This is a genomic window from Chitinophaga jiangningensis (assembly GCF_900142605.1).
In the GTDB taxonomy this organism is placed as follows: Bacteria; Bacteroidota; Bacteroidia; order Chitinophagales; family Chitinophagaceae; genus Chitinophaga; species Chitinophaga jiangningensis.
The window spans coordinates 19,084-35,289 of the sequence record NZ_FRBL01000005.1; the positions used below are offsets into that span (position 1 = coordinate 19,084).

General features: G+C 45.6%; 16 protein-coding genes and 1 tRNA gene. 12 read left to right on the forward strand and 5 right to left on the reverse strand.

What is annotated here, in order from left to right; genetic code table 11:
* Nucleotides 1–162 precede the first annotated feature (162 nt).
* Together BUB18_RS13025 and BUB18_RS13030 are read right to left on the reverse strand one after the other, a co-directional pair.
* On the reverse strand, nucleotides 163–1,002 hold the full coding sequence (locus tag BUB18_RS13025; protein ID WP_073081457.1) for a porin family protein: 840 nt from the start codon (nucleotides 1,000–1,002) through the stop codon (nucleotides 163–165).
* 90 nt (nucleotides 1,003–1,092) lie between these two features.
* Nucleotides 1,093–1,512 (reverse strand): cobalamin B12-binding domain-containing protein, encoded by a 420-nt coding sequence (locus BUB18_RS13030; protein WP_073081460.1) that lies wholly within the window; start codon nucleotides 1,510–1,512, stop codon nucleotides 1,093–1,095.
* 80 nt (nucleotides 1,513–1,592) lie between these two features.
* Between BUB18_RS13030 and BUB18_RS13035 the strand changes: the two genes are divergently transcribed.
* A complete protein-coding gene (locus BUB18_RS13035) occupies nucleotides 1,593–3,266 on the forward strand; it encodes a glutamine--tRNA ligase/YqeY domain fusion protein (protein WP_073081463.1) in 1,674 nt (557 codons plus the stop codon).
* Nucleotides 3,267–3,337: 71 nt separating this feature from the next.
* Here the strand turns inward: BUB18_RS13035 and gltX are convergent, their stop codons facing one another.
* The gene (gene gltX, locus BUB18_RS13040; RefSeq protein WP_073081465.1) at nucleotides 3,338–4,897 is read right to left on the reverse strand and encodes a glutamate--tRNA ligase; all 1,560 of its coding nucleotides are present in this window, start codon (nucleotides 4,895–4,897) and stop codon (nucleotides 3,338–3,340) included.
* Between the two features lie 134 nt (nucleotides 4,898–5,031).
* On the opposite strand from gltX, the gene BUB18_RS13045 reads away from it, so the two are divergent.
* Nucleotides 5,032–5,652, forward strand: a complete 621-nt coding sequence (locus BUB18_RS13045; protein ID WP_073081467.1) for a polysaccharide deacetylase family protein — start codon at nucleotides 5,032–5,034, stop codon at nucleotides 5,650–5,652.
* A 62-nt stretch (nucleotides 5,653–5,714) separates the two neighbouring features.
* On the opposite strand, the gene BUB18_RS13050 is transcribed toward BUB18_RS13045, so the two are convergent.
* Nucleotides 5,715–6,626 (reverse strand): hypothetical protein, encoded by a 912-nt coding sequence (locus BUB18_RS13050; RefSeq protein ID WP_073081470.1) that lies wholly within the window; start codon nucleotides 6,624–6,626, stop codon nucleotides 5,715–5,717.
* An 82-nt stretch (nucleotides 6,627–6,708) separates the two neighbouring features.
* Here BUB18_RS13050 and BUB18_RS13055 point away from each other — a divergent pair, with 82 nt between their 5' ends.
* From BUB18_RS13055 to BUB18_RS13070, 4 genes are all read left to right on the forward strand, one after another.
* Nucleotides 6,709–7,479 (forward strand): TatD family hydrolase, encoded by a 771-nt coding sequence (locus tag BUB18_RS13055; RefSeq protein ID WP_073081472.1) that lies wholly within the window; start codon nucleotides 6,709–6,711, stop codon nucleotides 7,477–7,479.
* A 44-nt stretch (nucleotides 7,480–7,523) separates the two neighbouring features.
* On the forward strand, nucleotides 7,524–8,561 hold the full coding sequence (locus BUB18_RS13060) for an asparaginase (RefSeq protein WP_073081475.1): 1,038 nt from the start codon (nucleotides 7,524–7,526) through the stop codon (nucleotides 8,559–8,561).
* 150 nt (nucleotides 8,562–8,711) lie between these two features.
* Nucleotides 8,712–9,404, forward strand: a complete 693-nt coding sequence (aqpZ, locus tag BUB18_RS13065; protein ID WP_073081478.1) for an aquaporin Z — start codon at nucleotides 8,712–8,714, stop codon at nucleotides 9,402–9,404.
* A gap of 87 nt (nucleotides 9,405–9,491) precedes the next feature.
* Nucleotides 9,492–9,578: transfer RNA gene (locus BUB18_RS13070), tRNA-Ser, on the forward strand.
* 42 nt (nucleotides 9,579–9,620) lie between these two features.
* Here the strand turns inward: BUB18_RS13070 and BUB18_RS13075 are convergent.
* The gene (locus tag BUB18_RS13075; protein ID WP_073081481.1) at nucleotides 9,621–10,916 is read right to left on the reverse strand and encodes a hypothetical protein; all 1,296 of its coding nucleotides are present in this window, start codon (nucleotides 10,914–10,916) and stop codon (nucleotides 9,621–9,623) included.
* Nucleotides 10,917–11,087: 171 nt separating this feature from the next.
* On the opposite strand from BUB18_RS13075, the gene BUB18_RS13080 reads away from it, so the two are divergent.
* The 6 genes from BUB18_RS13080 (at nucleotide 11,088) to BUB18_RS13105 (ending at nucleotide 16,109) form a co-directional block, all read left to right on the forward strand.
* Nucleotides 11,088–12,104, forward strand: a complete 1,017-nt coding sequence (locus tag BUB18_RS13080) for a sensor histidine kinase (protein WP_083549925.1) — start codon at nucleotides 11,088–11,090, stop codon at nucleotides 12,102–12,104.
* Entirely contained in the window at nucleotides 12,098–12,817 is a 720-nt protein-coding gene (locus BUB18_RS13085; protein WP_073081487.1) for a LytR/AlgR family response regulator transcription factor, read from the forward strand. Before BUB18_RS13080 ends, BUB18_RS13085 begins: the two co-directional genes overlap by 7 nt.
* Before the next feature lie 168 nt (nucleotides 12,818–12,985).
* Nucleotides 12,986–13,429, forward strand: a complete 444-nt coding sequence (locus BUB18_RS13090) for an NmrA family NAD(P)-binding protein (protein ID WP_262487686.1) — start codon at nucleotides 12,986–12,988, stop codon at nucleotides 13,427–13,429.
* Nucleotides 13,430–13,605: 176 nt separating this feature from the next.
* Nucleotides 13,606–14,118: a serine hydrolase domain-containing protein gene (locus BUB18_RS13095; RefSeq protein ID WP_073081490.1), complete on the forward strand. Its 513-nt coding sequence runs from the start codon at nucleotides 13,606–13,608 to the stop codon at nucleotides 14,116–14,118.
* A gap of 119 nt (nucleotides 14,119–14,237) precedes the next feature.
* Nucleotides 14,238–15,005: a hypothetical protein gene (locus BUB18_RS13100; RefSeq protein ID WP_073081492.1), complete on the forward strand. Its 768-nt coding sequence runs from the start codon at nucleotides 14,238–14,240 to the stop codon at nucleotides 15,003–15,005.
* A 6-nt stretch (nucleotides 15,006–15,011) separates the two neighbouring features.
* Nucleotides 15,012–16,109 carry a serine hydrolase domain-containing protein gene (locus BUB18_RS13105; protein ID WP_073081494.1) on the forward strand — a complete coding sequence of 366 codons (1,098 nt, stop codon included), beginning with the start codon at nucleotides 15,012–15,014 and terminating at the stop codon, nucleotides 16,107–16,109.
* Nucleotides 16,110–16,206 lie beyond the last annotated feature (97 nt).

Sequence of the window (16,206 nt, forward strand, 5' to 3'; positions counted from 1 at the left end):
TGTATCCAATATTAAGCAATTTGTTTTGATCCTCCCGCGCCTGATGACAAAGAAGGCAATAACAGCATTATATCGTTAAAGCACAAAAGCCCCATCGCCTTCGGCGATGGGGCTTTTGTGCTTATAATAAGGCAGCCGCCGGCTGCCTTATTATAAGCACATTTAGTACTCTATTTCCATCTTGGCGTTACCGCTTTTGAAGCGCACATAGTTACTTTTTTTATGTGCTTTTTTATAGAGATGGGTATTGAAGCTATAGCTCAGGGTCACGAAAAGCAGCTTGGCATCGAGGTGTTCGTAAGGCTTAACACTCACGCCTGTCAGCTTGTCTTTCACCTGGAAATCCTGGTTGAAGAAATTCTGAGGGTAGTACTGTACTTTCAGACCAAATCCGGGTGCAAAGCGCATCCCCGCAAATACGGACGGCATCAGCAGGGGGGTACGATCGCTGAACCATTCATTGAATTTATCCACTTTATCCCCGTTTTCGAAGCGTTTTTCCTTGTAGTTGAAGGCCAGGTCGCACTCAGCGCCGGCAAAGAAAAACCAGGTACCACGGTGTACGTCTCCTACTTTAAAGCCCAGGGGTATACCGAGGGTGTATACACGCTGTTTCAGTTTAAGATCATCTGTAGGTTTGGTGATGATACCTATATTTTTGATGTTAAGACCGGAGAAGATACCGAAGTTCCGGCCAAAATCCTTATTCACATTGGTTCCTACGTTAAAGAAGAAGGTAAAACGGGGCACCATGGGTACGTGGTCGCCATTGTCTTTCACCTGGGCAAACGACAGCAGCGCGCCTTCGCCGCCGTTAGTTCTGTAAATACCTTTACGGGATTTAGGGTATTTGCCGAAGATAATACTGAAAATCGCCTCTTTTTTGGTTGCCGTAGAGTCGACAGTGGTAGATGTGGAAGTAGAGTCAGACTCCTGGGCAATAGCCGGCCCCATGGCTGCAATCAGCAGCAAAACTAAGACAGTAATAGATTTTAAGCTCATAAAATGGCGGTTGTTATATTAGGTAATTGGATGAAATCTACCCAAAAGACGACCCACCTTTCAAAAAGTTACGGCTACAAGATAAAAATATTAGAAATTTCTGTGAGATGCTACCCATTCGCCAATATAAGCTGCAATGTCCTGGGTACTGGTACCGGGTGGAAAGAGTGCACCAACGCCCATTTCCTGGAGTTCTTTCATATCAGTTTCGGGAATGATGCCGCCGCCTGTTAGCAGTACATCGTTCATATTATTTTCTTTCATCAAGGCTACCAGCCGTGGAAAAACGGTCATATGCGCCCCTGAGAGGATGCTTACACCAATGGCATCCACATCTTCCTGTAAGGCTGCATTTACCACCATTTCAGGGGTCTGGCGAAGGCCAGTGTAAATTACTTCCATACCGGCGTCTCTGAGTGCCGCTGCAATAACTTTCGCGCCCCTGTCATGGCCATCAAGGCCCACTTTAGCTACCAATACCCGCACGGGACGATTCAAAGGGTTGACCATACCTATTATCGATTAAGTTCCTAAAGGTAAGGAAAACCTTCCCACTATTCCTTACATTTGCAGACACATTTATATACTTTATGAGCGAAGAAAGGTCACTCAATTTCATAGAACAAATCGTAGAAGAAGATCTGGCCAACGGATCAACAGGAGGACGCGTACTCACACGTTTCCCGCCAGAACCGAACGGCTACCTGCATATAGGTCATGCCAAGTCAATCGTATTGAACTTCGGCCTGGCACAAAAATACAATGGTGCTACCAACCTCCGTTTCGATGACACCAACCCGGTAACAGAAGATACCGAGTACGTGGATTCCATTCGTGAAGACATCAAATGGCTGGGCTTTACCTGGCAACAGGAACTCTATGCCTCTGATTACTTCGAGCAACTGTACCAATTTGCCGTAACGCTGATCAAAAAAGGCCTCGCCTACGTAGAAGACGCTACCGCAGAGGAAATTGCTGCCATGAAAGGTACGCCTACCACTCCTGGCGTGAACAGCCCTGCCAGAAGCCGTTCCGTGGAAGAAAACCTCGACCTGTTCGAACGCATGCGCAAAGGTGAATTCAAAGATGGCGAAAAAACCCTCCGTGCTAAAATAGATATGGCTTCGCCTAATATGCACATGCGCGACCCGCTGATGTACCGTATCAAACACGCACATCACCACCGTACCGGCGATAAATGGTGCATTTATCCTATGTACGATTTCGCACACGGCCAGAGCGACAGCATCGAGCAAATCACCCATTCCATCTGTACGCTGGAGTTCATCCCTCACCGTGCACTGTACGACTGGTTCATCCAGGAACTGAATATCTATCCTAGTCACCAGTACGAATTTTCGCGCCTGAACCTGAACTATACGGTTATGAGCAAACGTAAGCTCAAACAACTGGTGGAAGAACATCACGTAGCCGGCTGGGACGATCCCCGTATGCCTACTATCAGTGGCCTGCGCCGCCGTGGGTATACCGCTGCAAGCATCCGCAACTTCTGCGAGCGCGTAGGGGTACAAAAACGCGATAATGTTATCGAATACAGCCTCCTGGAATTCTGTATCCGCGAGGAACTGAATAAAACCGCCAACCGCGCCATGGCCGTGCTGGACCCGGTAAAACTGGTGATCACCAACTATCCGGAAGGACAGGTGGAAGAACTGGAAGCTGAAAATAATCCGGAAGATCCAAACAGCGGCAGCCGTAAACTGCCTTTCAGCAATACGCTTTATATTGAGCGGGAAGACTTCATGGAGAACCCTCCTAAGAAATACTTCCGCCTCGGCCCGGGTATGATGGTGCGCCTGAAAAATGCCTATATCATTAAGGGAGAAAGTGTGGATAAAGATGCAGATGGGAACATTACTACCATTTATGCCACCTACCTGCCTGAAAGTAAGAGTGGTGGCGATGCTTCCGGCCTTACAGTAAAAGGTACCATTCACTGGGTGAGCGCTGCACACGCAGCAGCGGCTGAAGTACGGTTATACGACCGCCTCTTTACTGTTGAAAACCCAGGCATGGAAGAAGGCGACTTCAAATCCTTTATCAACAAGGATTCCCTGCAGGTAATCAACACCGCTTATGTAGAGCCGGGCTTATTGCAGGCAAAACCAGGTGACCGGTTCCAGTTTATGCGTAAGGGTTATTTCAGTGTAGATCCGGATTCTACCAGCGAAAAACTGGTGTTTAACAGAACCGTTACCCTGAAAGATGCGTGGGCAAAGGAATCCGCTAAAGCAGCGAAATAAATACCTTCTTTATAAAACAAAAAAAGTCCCTGCCACATGGCAGGGACTTTTTTTGTTTTATAACAATATGATTACGCTTTACTGGCAGCTTCCGCGGCTTTTTTGTACACATCCACGCCAATGGCTATACGTTTCTGGGTTTCCGTTACGCCGAGGGTAGCAGCGATATCGAATACCGGAGGGCCGAACTTACCACCGGTGAGCATGATACGGAAAGGCAGTTGCAATTCGCCCACCTTGATACCCATTTCAGCAGCGAGCTCTTTAAAGCTGGCTTCGAGATCAGTGGCAGCAGGCTGTTTGGGCAGCTTATCCAGCTTAGGCAGCCATGTAGTAAAGAATTTTTCCTTGTCTGCATTCCACTTAGGTACTACAGCAGCTGCATCGTGCGCAGTAGGGCGCTCGAAAAAGAAGAAGCTGTGTTCCCAGAATTCTGACAGCACATAGAGGCGTTCTTTTACGAGGCCTGCTACAGTGGCGATAAAGCCCAGGTCCGCGTGTACATCTTTCTCTGCCAGCATAGGCTGAAGGAGGGTAGCGAGACTTTGATTGTCTTTATGATGAATATACTGGTGGTTAAACCATTTCGCTTTTTCAAAATCGAATTTGGCGCCGGCCTTGTGTACGCGGTCCATGGAGAATTTAGCAATCAGTTCTTCCATAGTGAAGATTTCCTGTTCGGTACCATCGTTCCAGCCGAGCATTACCAGCATGTTGATAAATGCTTCCGGCAGGAAACCCAGTTCACGGAAGCCTTTGGTGAGCTCGCCGGACTTAGGATCTTTCCAGTTCATGGCATATACCGGGAAGCCGAGGCGATCTCCGTCACGCTTGCTAAGCTTACCGTTACCGTCCGGTTTCAGGATCAGTGGTAAGTGTGCCCATTCAGGCATTTCGGATTCCCATCCCAGGTATTTCCAGAGGAGGATATGAACAGGGGCAGAAGGCAGCCATTCTTCTCCGCGGAAGGCATGGGTGATTTTCATGAGGTAGTCATCCACTACTACTGCGAGGTGATAGGTAGGCATACCGTCTGCTTTCAGCAGTACTTTATCGTCCACCAGGCCGGTATGGAAACTCACTTCTCCTCTGATCATGTCAGTGAAGCTGAGGGTTTCATTTTCCGGCATTTTGATGCGGATTACATGCGGTGTTTGCTGGTCCAGCAGTGCTTTCAGTTCAGTTTCCGTCATATTGAGGGAGTTCCTCATTTTCACACGGGTTCTGTGATCGTACTGTGGGGAAGGGTTTTCCGGAGATTTATACTTCTCACGGAAAGACTCCAGTTCTTCCGGGGTATCAAATGCGTAGTAGGCATGACCGGAGGCCACCAGTTTTTCAGCATACTGGCGGTATAAGGCTTTACGTTCGCTCTGGCGGTAAGGCTCGTACGGGCCGCCTTTTTCAGGGCTTTCGTCCGGCTCAAGGCCACACCAGCGGAGGCATTCATTGATGTATTCCTCCGCACCAGGTACGTAGCGGGTCTGGTCTGTATCTTCGATACGCAGCACAAATTCTCCCTTGTGATGCTTTGCAAATAAGTAGTTGAACAATACGGTGCGCACACCGCCGAGGTGTAAGCCACCAGTGGGACTGGGCGCAAAACGCACTCTTACTTTCCTGTTATTCATAATCGACAAAGTTAAGGGTTTAGGATATGGCTTCCAGCATTAATCCGGCGGGGATTAAAATTTTTTAATCAGGTGAACCGGAATAGTACATTAAGTATATTGCATTGGGTAGCACGTTAAAAGCTGCCGGATTCATGTTCTATCTGACTAAAACACCCGCTATACTAAAAGCTGTGTACAGCAGTTGTATCTGGAATATGCCTGCCAGCACCAATGCGATCTATCTTACTTTTGATGATGGTCCACATCCTGAAGCAACGCCTTTTGTGCTCGACCAGCTCAAAAAATATGATGCAAAGGCTACCTTCTTCTGCATTGGCAAGAACGTCATTGAGCAACCTGCTATTTATCAGCGCATCCTCGAAGAAGGCCATTCCGTGGGCAACCACACACACAACCACCTCAACGGCTGGAAAACCGGTACTGATAAATATATTGAAAATGTGCTGCTTGCACAGGAATATATTCAGAGTACTTTATTTCGACCGCCCTATGGAAGGATAACACCGTTCCAGATCAGGATGTTGAAAAGGCAGATCCCTGGCGCTAAAGTAATCATGTGGGATATTCTGAGCGGCGATTTCGACCTGGACATCAACGGGGAAGCCTGTGTACAGAATGTAGTATTTAAGCTGAAGCCCGGCTCAATAGTGGTGTTTCACGACAGCACCAAGGCCTGGGACCGTATGAGTTATGCGTTGCCAAGGGTCCTTGAATTCTGTAAGAAACAAAAGTACGAGCTGCGTGCTCTGTAAAATAACAGAAGGCGCGCTGTTACTGCAGCTGCGCCTTCTCCCTAAATTTATATATACACTGATTACAGTGTAATCTCTTTCATTTTATCGCCTACTGTTACAGTAGCTTTATTATCACAATCACCGGCGCCATAGTCAATGGTACCTGCCACCATTTCTGTTACCAGTTTCAGCTGACCGGACCTGATCCACTGGCAATTCCAGGATGTATGCAGCTTAACCGGGGTGGAGATGGAAATGCTTACGTTAGTACCGTTGGTATGCTTATAAACAAGTGTGCCGGTACCTTCTGTATCGTATTCATCGTCGCCAGGATTCGCTATAGTACTACCACCATTAGTTTGTTTAACTGTTTTCGTATGGTTATAAACGGCGATAATGCTATCATTCAGCTTCACAGTACCGTCTGTAATTTTTTGTGTAAAGGAGATGCCACCGTTAGGTTCTTTATTATAGCCCGTAACGGTATAAAGGATATTACCGGAAACAGGCTTACCATTGATGGTGAAGTTTTGCAGTGTTACTTTGACGGTAGTACCCGGGGTAGTAAGATATCCGCTGAAAACCGCGATAATTTTGCCTCCGCGAACACGATTGTTTAAGCTGTTAGAGCAGGAAGTGCCAAAATCAATATTTACGGTAATAGGCCAGGTTAATCCTCCTTCGATATATGCAGAAGGGCAGGAAGGCGACGGCGTAGTTAATAATGCAGGATTGCCTTCAGAGCGTCGTGCCGAAGGGTCCGGAATCTGTTGTGCTGCACCTGCTGACACGGCATCAAAAATATCGCTGTAATAGAGGTCCACCTCTGCCTGATAGGCCGCTCCGGCCATCACTTGCTTATCGCTCTGTTCAGCTACCACCGGATCGGTATTTTTGGCAGCATCTTTTTTACAGGCAAAGAAGAGCGCTGTAATGGCAATTCCTGTGAATGTCCATGCCAGCACACGGTTTGTGCAGAAATAGCTTTTCATAGTTATAGATTTTTAGCAATTAGGTTTTTCTGGCTGTAACTTTGTACACCTAAAGATAGGATTTTATATTAAAATAAATATTATGTTTTGGATCGACACCCATGCGCACCTGTATGCTGAGGAATTTGCCGCTGACAGGCAGGAGATGATTGGTCGCGCCCTGACCCATGGGGTGAACAAGCTGTTTTTACCGAATATCGACGAGGATTCCATAGCAGGCATGCTGGAGCTGGAAAAGGCTTATCCGGAGCATTGTTTTCCCATGATAGGTATCCATCCCTGTTATGTAAAGGAGGATGTGGTACCGCAGCTGGAGCTGATAAAGGCCTGGCTGCAACAGCGCCCTTTTAAGGCCATTGGCGAGATCGGGCTGGATTTTTACTGGGACAAGACCTATCTCACCCAGCAGTACCAGGTGTTCCAGGAGCAGCTGTTGCTGGCCCGGGAGCATAAATTGCCCGTGGCTATCCATAGCCGCGAATCGACCCGGGAGTGTATAGACGAGGTAAAAGCCTTGCAAAACGGGGATCTGACGGGCGTATTTCACTGTTTCAGCGGTACCCTGGAGGAGGCTAAAGAGATTATTGACCTGGGGTTTTACCTGGGGATAGGCGGTGTAGTGACTTTTAAGAAAGCAGGATTGGACAAAATCGTGGAGCAGCTTGACTTACAGCATATTGTTCTGGAAACAGATGCCCCATATCTGGCGCCGGTGCCATACAGGGGCAAACGTAATGAGAGCAGCTACATTCCGCTGGTCGGAGAAAAGGTGGCAGATGTAAAAAATCTAAAAATAGAAGATGTAGCCGCCATTACCAGCAGCAATGCGCTTAAATTATTCAAAATGCTCTAACCATTTTAAGGATAACTTTGCATGCAACTGGCAGACTACGCACAATGAGTAAAATTCTGATTATTTACACGGGTGGAACAGTAGGGATGATCTATGACGACAAGACCAAAGCACTTCGCCCGATAGGATTCAATGAGATAAGGAACAATTTACCTGAACTCTACAGGATGGGAATAGACTTTTACGTCTATGCTTTTAATCCTCCCATTGACTCCTCCGATATGCAACCAGAGATCTGGGTTGAACTGGCCAGCATCATCGAAGATCGTTACGACCGTTATGATGGATTTGTGATACTCCATGGCTCTGACACCATGGCCTTTACAGCATCGGCGCTGAGCTTTATGCTGGAGAACCTATCCAAGCCGGTAATCCTCACCGGTTCCCAACTACCTATCGGAAAAATCCGTACTGACGCAAAGGAAAACATTATTACAGCGATGGAGATTGCCTGTGGCAAACACAATGGCAGCAACATTGCGATGGTACCCGAGGTATGTATTTACTTCGATTTTTCATTGTTCAGAGGTAACCGATCCAAGAAGTATAACGCGGAGAAATTCGAAGCTTTCTACACCATGAATTATCCGATTCTGGCGGAAGCAGGGATTGATATTAAATACAAAACACAGGCTATACTGCCCAGTCCTACAGCACCGTTGAAAGTGCACAAGGAACTGGAAACAAACATCACAGTACTGAAACTGTTCCCTGGTATTACGCGCCGGGCGGTGGAAGCAACGCTGAATATCCCTGGCTTGAAGGGGGTAATCCTGGAAACATTTGGTAGTGGTAATACGACCACGCAAACCTGGTTTACGGATTGCCTGAAGCGTGTAGCCGACAACGGTGCACTGATCCTGGATATTACGCAGTGTGATGGTGGTAGTGTAGAGTTAGGAAAGTATGAAACCAGTCAGCACCTGAAAGACTTAGGCGTGGTAAGTGGCCATGACCTCACCTTTGAAGCTGCTGTAACCAAACTGATGTTTGTACTGGGCCAGGGGCTTACGCTGGAAGAAAGTAAAGAGATGATGGAGACGCCACTCCGCGGAGAGCTGACGTTAACAGAAGTATATTAGTGTATGAGTAGCAGTTAACTGCTGCAAAACGGGAAGCTGTAAAACGGCTTCCCGTTTTTTTATGATCTCAGCAATTTGCGATATATTTATAGTAGCTTTTTACAACCCTTATACCCCCAAAGATTTTACTAACCTCTAAACGATTGCTCTATGAATGCTACTCTTTCACAGAAAGCTATTGCCGAGTTTTTTGGCACTTTTGTTTTAGTTTTTATAGGCACTGGCAGTGCAGTACTGGCCGGTAGTCACGTAGGTTTCCTGGGGATCGCCTTTGCCTTTGGTATTTCGGTGTTGGCGATGGTATATGCCATCGGATACATTTCCGGCTGCCATATTAATCCGGCGATTACGATTTCCATGCTGGCCTTTGGCAAGATATCAGGAAAAGATGCGGTGGCTTACATCATTGCGCAGATCCTGGGAGCGATACTGGCTTCCGGCATATTGCTGATGATTGCACAGGGCAAGGCTGATTATTCGCTGGCGGCCAATGGCCTGGGGCAAAACGGCGTTGGTGATACTTCCCCCGACAAGTTTGCCCAGGGAGCAGGGTTGATGGCAGAGATTGTGCTCACTACCATTTTCCTGATTGTAGTACATGGAAGCACCAGCAAAAACACGCCTAACGGTGCCTTTGCCGGTGTTGCAATCGGTTTGGCGCTGACCATGATCCACATTGTTGGTATTCCCGTTACAGGGGTATCAGTGAACCCTGCAAGAAGTATAGGACCGGCTATTTTTGTGGGCGGTGCCGCACTGGCCAACCTATGGGTATTTATCGTAGGACCTATAGTGGGCGGGCTTATTGGCGGAGCCATCTGGAAGCTGTACGACAATAAATAAAAAAATCTTGGAAATATAAATGAAAGGATTATCTTTGCAACCCTGATCGGAAAAACAACCATTCCGATTTAGTTCAAAGTTAATCACGGAAGAGTGCAGGAGTGGTTGAACTGGCACGCCTGGAAAGTGTGTATAGGTGAAAGCCTATCAAGGGTTCGAATCCCTTCTCTTCCGCAAGCTTTAAGCCCTCAGGTCGCAAGATCTGGGGGCTTTTTGTTATGGCTGCTTTACCAATACTGCATGCAGACTGTCTTTTTGTTCTATTCTCCAGCCACTGTTTAATTGTAGCTGCCAGCCATCTCCATTTATAATATTACCTTCCAGAGATACATGACCGGGCGTTGATAACGTTACCACCTTCCAGTTCTTCATCAGCATACCACCATTTGTTACAATTAATTTTCCCCAGACATCTTTGAGCTCCGCGATTGGATACACGGTTCCCAGTGGCCCTAAATCAAAGAGGGTACCAGGGTTAAAGCCTAAACTCATGTGATCGAGGTTGATGACTAACACCCGTTGTTCCGTGAACATATGCACATAATGCGCCGCCTGTACCAGGCGCTTCTCCTCTTTTTCTTTTTCTGCAAGCAGAATAGCATCGCCATTATATTGTGTTGCCATCTTATTCAAATCAGCATCCGTGACTATTTCCGGCATGTTCACGTTGTAATATTTTTCTACAAGATCTGGGAACGAAGCACTGGAATCCAGGTGATGTGTCCAGGCAGGAAAACGCTCATACAGCAAATACCCATAAACGGGCCCCGTTATATAAGCAGTAGCCCTGATCAGTGAGGGTCTATATGCCACACTGTCTATTTCCTTGCGGAGATGCTGATGGATACTTTCCAGAGGCCTACCCAATATCAATCCTGTATAAGCGGCTAATCCTTCATTCATTTCAAGCATGCTTTCGGTCGGAAACGTTGCTTTAAATAGTTCCTGCCTTTTCCTGCGAAAAAGCAATGCATTTACCAGGTCCTTGTTACGAGCATCAACAGGTTTATTAAGGGCTGCTTTTAAGGCTTGTAATTCCAACAAAAAGTAGATGCGGCCGTTCATGGTTGCGAGGTGATCTACTGTTGGACTATTATCCCGTAAATTCAACTGGCGCTGTATCCGATGGAAACACTCATGCAACATCAGATCAAGGCGATCATCTTTATCGGTAGGCAAGGGCGATAACACAAGGGTCCACAAACGATTTTGCCAGGTTATAGCCGTATTGGCAATTATGATCTCCTGTGGAAGCTTTCCTTTATATACCCCTTCTCCTGTCTTTATAAAGATGCCTGCGCTATCGGGTACATTCGCATAGGCTACTCTGGATTTAGGATCTACCAGTATCATAGGGCCATACAGCGGCAATGGCCAGACAGACTGATTATTGCTGGCAGCAGCAGCCTCCCTGAAATACCCAGCTGCCTGGAACGCTGCTGTATCAGCGCTTTGTGCTAAAATTTTACCGGACATCACGAATAGCAGCGTGAAGGAAATAATAGTTCTCATACTTTTTTCTGAAAATTTACCAGCGATCCGCTAAATCGGCGAGTCTTTTATAGCAATTGCAGGATATATTACATCATCTGCCTTTTTACTTACTATCTACCATACATCCTGCTTTTTTGTCTGTTGCTATAATGAGGAAGCGACACTGCTCTGTTTTGCTTAATTTGGGGCATGCGACGTTTCTTCATGCATTTCTTCTTCTGGCTTGGCTTCTACTTTCTGTGGAACCAGATAATATATTTCTACATTAGTGATACCGGTAATCGTTTGTATTTTTCTGCATTGGATGTCACGATGATAATCTGTGCCTTCTATGGCGTGTATAGCTGGCTGATGCCGGCATACTTTAAGCACAAACAACTTATCAGATTACTTATACAGGCAACTATCTGGCTGGCTTTATTAGCGACAGGATATGCATATCTCATGAAGCTGTTTCTCCGTCACATGCTGGTGCCTATCCATTTCGATTTTTCCTGGAACTATAATGAACTGCAGTACAACCGTTTTTTTATTGCCTTAGTAGGTATATTCGGTGGTGCATTTCTGAAGCTGGCATTGGATCGCATTAATGCGCAGCGCAAACTGGATGCAATGGAAAGAGCCAATTCCCGGGCGGAGTTAACCTACCTCAAAGCGCAACTCAATCCTCACTTTCTGTTTAATTCGCTTAATAGCCTTTATACACAGCTTGACTTTGATGTACCACAGGCAAAAAATACGTTGATTTCTATCGCCGATCTGCTGCGTTATCAGCTATATGAATGCAATACGGATTTCATTCCTTTATCCAAAGAAATCACCTATCTGGAAAACTATTTTAATCTGCAACGTATACGCACAGATGCTACATCCAGCCTCCATATCATTGCCGGCAACCAGGAACTCCACATCGCTCCTTTGTTGCTGATGCCTTTTATTGAAAATGCATTTAAATATATTTCTGATGATGATTTCCGGGAAAATATTATCCAGATAAATATCCAGCTGGTAGATGACCAACTACATTTTTATTGTATGAACACGATCGCGGTTAAAAATTCTGCGGCTTACAGCAGTCATGGCGTTGGGCTACAGAATGTAAGGCAACGACTGGATTTAATATATCCTCATCAGCATAAGCTGGAAATTATTGAAAATAAAAGTGAATATTCTGTTTATTTAAACCTAAGATTACAGCGATGCTAAATTGTCTTATTGTGGATGATGAGCCACTGGTCCGCAAACAAATTGAAAGCTATGTTGAACAGATACCCTTCCTGCATTTAGTGGGCACAACACGTAATCCGGTGGTTGCACAGGCGATACTATCAACAGAGGTGGTAGACCTGATTTTCCTGGATATTAAAATGCCGCAGATGAGTGGCATCGAGTTTTTGCAAACACAAGATATCTATCAGCAGGTCATCTTCATAACTGCCTATCCCGAATACGCACTACAAGGTTATGAGCTGGATGTCACAGACTACCTGATGAAACCTGTAACCTTCGAGCGTTTCCTGAAAGCCTGCGAAAAAGCCAACGCCAAAATAACCGGCGTAGCTTCTGTAAAAATGAACAGGGAACAACCAGACTCTCTATTCGTACGCTCCAATCACCGACTGGAAAAAATATTACTCGCCGACATCCTGTTTATTGAAGCTATGCTCAACTATGTGCAGATCGTTACGCGAAACAAAAAATATATTGTTTATGCTACTTTAAAATCCATAGAAGAAAGTCTACCAGCAATCGATTTCCTCAGGATACACAAATCCTTTATTGTAGCCTTAAACCAGATTACTACATTAGAACCTTCTCAGGTACGGGTAGCAGAATATATACTGCCAACAAGCAGAAGGAGCCAGCAGCTGCTAAAGCAACGCTTTAATGAAATTCACCAGCGGAACATAAATAAATAACCATATTTAAGTAGCATTAAGCCCTCGATTAGCAATATCCTGGGGCTTTGTTAGCCGCTTATTTTCTCGCAGAGAAGTATTAATTGCTTCTCCCAAGGATCTCTTTCCGGTGACTCATTCCCCAGGCAATAAGTACATCCGCAACAGGTAGTACCGACAGTCCATAGCATCCCAGCTACTATTTTACGGCCTCCCGGATTCATGGAAAATGTATTACTCCCTACCTCCGGTATTGCCGGTGGGAAGCTATACGATCCCACACCGGCGCATCTGAAAGTGCCTTATATCGCCACCTGGGATATTGGTACCTTCGCTGTCAAAGCGTTTGAGGATCCAGCGGCTTTTATCGGGAAGACATTAGATCTCGCAGGGGATCAACTCACCGCCTCTGAAATAGCTGCCAAAATCGGTAATAAACTGCAAAAAAGCATCACACACGTGCAGGTTCCCATTACGGTGCTAACGGAGCAATCCCCGCTCCTGGGAGAGTTATTCAGCCACCTAAATGCACAGGGTTATCCACAGGTGGATATTGCTGCATTAAAGACCATACATCCAGGATTACTTAGCTTCAGTGAATGGCTGGAAACAACGCAGGTAATCCCGGTGTAACCTCCAATGAACACGCCGAATGCGGGGTAATTATTTCTAGCTATAGTAAACTCAGTTATAGCCGGGAGTTTGTCCGGCCCTTCGGCCAGCAAAACTTCCGATATAGCTCTTCCCCCATGCAACTATTTCCTCCTTCCTGTTTCTTTATAGCGTAACAAGCTATAAAATCATCCGCAATGACGCGAAAACTCTCTGCTTTAGCCTTTTTGTTAACCTGCATCCTTGTTTGTCAACTCGTATATAGCCAAAGCCTTTCTCAAAAGGCGGACAGCATTATAGCTACTGTTTTTACAGATAAGAATGGTCCCGGAGGAGTGTTCATGATTGCTCACGATGGCAAAATCATCTATCAGAAAAGTACCGGCAAAGCTAACCTGGAACTGAATGTGGATATGAGCACCGACCATGTTTTTCAACTGGGGTCCATGACCAAACAATTCACCGCAGTTGCAGTACTCCTGCTGGAGCAGGAAGGAAAATTAAAAACGAGTGATCCGATATCTACCTATATACCAAATTATCCCACAAAATCAACCGGTTCATCCTTTGGGTTTAAAACAATGGGGGTATACATCCCCAGTGAAGATATTTATGTACTGGGATTCAGTAACTGTGACTGCAACTCTCCCACGAAAGTCACGACGGATATTGCTGCGCTGGCGCTGCAAACATTGAGGAAACAAAAATAGTTAACCCCTCACCATGTTAAGATACAGCTGGCACTGATCGTGTCAGCTGTTTTGTTATAAAATGAATGCTTGGCTATGTGAGTCAGTAGGTGTAAATTGAAGGCATAAATACCCTATCGATGAAATATTTGCCAATTGCTATTTTTATCCTGTTATTATCCTGTAAACAGAAAACAGCAGTAGTAACTGCCCACACGCCTACCGATACTGCCACACAAGAATGGACGATTTATGAAGACGAAAATATACCCAGTGACTTCTGCCAGGACAGCGTTTTATACCAGGATAGCACACGGAGGCTGGAAGTATCATTGGTATATGCCTATCCTTCATCAGGTCCATATAAAGCAGCATTCAGAAAATTAATCACAGATGCAGTAGAGCCGCAGCTTCAAAGGTTTGCAAAACATGTGGACATGCCGGATGTAAATGACGAACCTGACTTACCCTATGAAGAATTAAATCATAACTTTTTTGATGTACATCCATCTAACTGTTTCCAGGACAAAAATATTATTAGCTGTCGATTTGGCGTTTCCTTTATGGCTGCTTATGGTATTCATGCCATCAACTCACTTCAATCCTTTACTTTTGATAAGCAATCAGGCAAACGCCTGTATGCCAGGGAGTACTTCGATTTAGGTAAACATGAAAATGCAAACACCTTAATATCCTTACTGGATAAAGATTATAAAGCGCTTCGACTTCAAATGACTGATACAACACCGGCAAAATTCTATCACTTAGACAGTATTGACTTTGTGGTACAACCTGACGCAATAATTTTCAGTTTTTCTGATTACGCATTAGGACAAGGCCCAAGCATGCTCGCAAGCAGAATTGACAAACGACAATTATCTAAAATAATTAATAGCAGGTATAAATAAGCGTTTATGCACATAAGTAGTCTGTTGCTTTACATCCTTCCATTTTTACAATCTATCCCGCAGGTAGATAAGCCCGTACAGCAATTCATGCAACAATACCATGTACCGGGAATGGCCGTAGCCATAACCTATCACGGCAAACTCGTATATGCGAAAGGGTATGGTTATGCAGACACAACTACTAAAGAAACCGTAACTACACAGCACCTGTTCCGGATTGCAAGCGTTTCAAAAACAATAACGGCAACGGCTATTTTTAAATTGGCGGAGGAGCATAAATTGACCATGGACCAAAAGGTATTTGGTGCCACAGGCATACTGGGTAATGAATACACACCGGCCAACGCAAATCCGAACCTTTTTAAGATCACTGTAAAACAACTCCTGCAACACACTTCCGGCGGGTGGCCCAATGATACCCGCGACCCCATGTTCCGCTACTTACAGCTGGATGCTAACACCCTCCTAAAACGTATTCTGCAGGAAGATACCTTACGCTACACCCCTGGCGAAATGTACATGTATTCTAACTTTGGCTACTGCATACTGGGGCGGGTGATTGAAAAAATCAGCGGCGTTCCCTATGAAGAGTATGTGCGTACACATGTGCTCCAGCCAGCAGGTATCAAGGACATGCAGACAGGCGGCAATACCATCTCCCAGAAAAAAAACAATGAGGTAACCTATTACGGGCAAAACGGTGAAAATCCATATATACACAATATTTCCCGCATGGATTCCCATGGTGGCTGGATTGCGAACGTAACTGACCTGGCCCGCCTGTTAGTGGTAATTGATGGTTTTGAAGATACTGCCGATATCCTGAGCAAACCTTTCCTAACGGAAATGACTACCGGCTCTACAGCCAACGCCGGTTATGCCAGCGGCTGGGCCGTAAATATGTACCGTAACTGGTGGCATGCCGGCTCCCTGCCAGGTACCGCCAGCGAAATTGTACGTACAGCTAAAGGCTTTAACTGGGTGATACTGTGTAACACCCGTACGGACAAAGCCTTCTTCAACGACCTGGACGGCCTCATCTGGAAAGCGGTGAATAATAAGAAAACAGTGTGGCCTACAGCGGATTTATTTTTATCCTTGTAAAGGATACTCTGCAAATCAGCCATTTCCACGATCTTTTGTTTTACGGTTGCTCTGCATAACGAGGTAAACAACCACCCCGATTAATACCACCACGAGT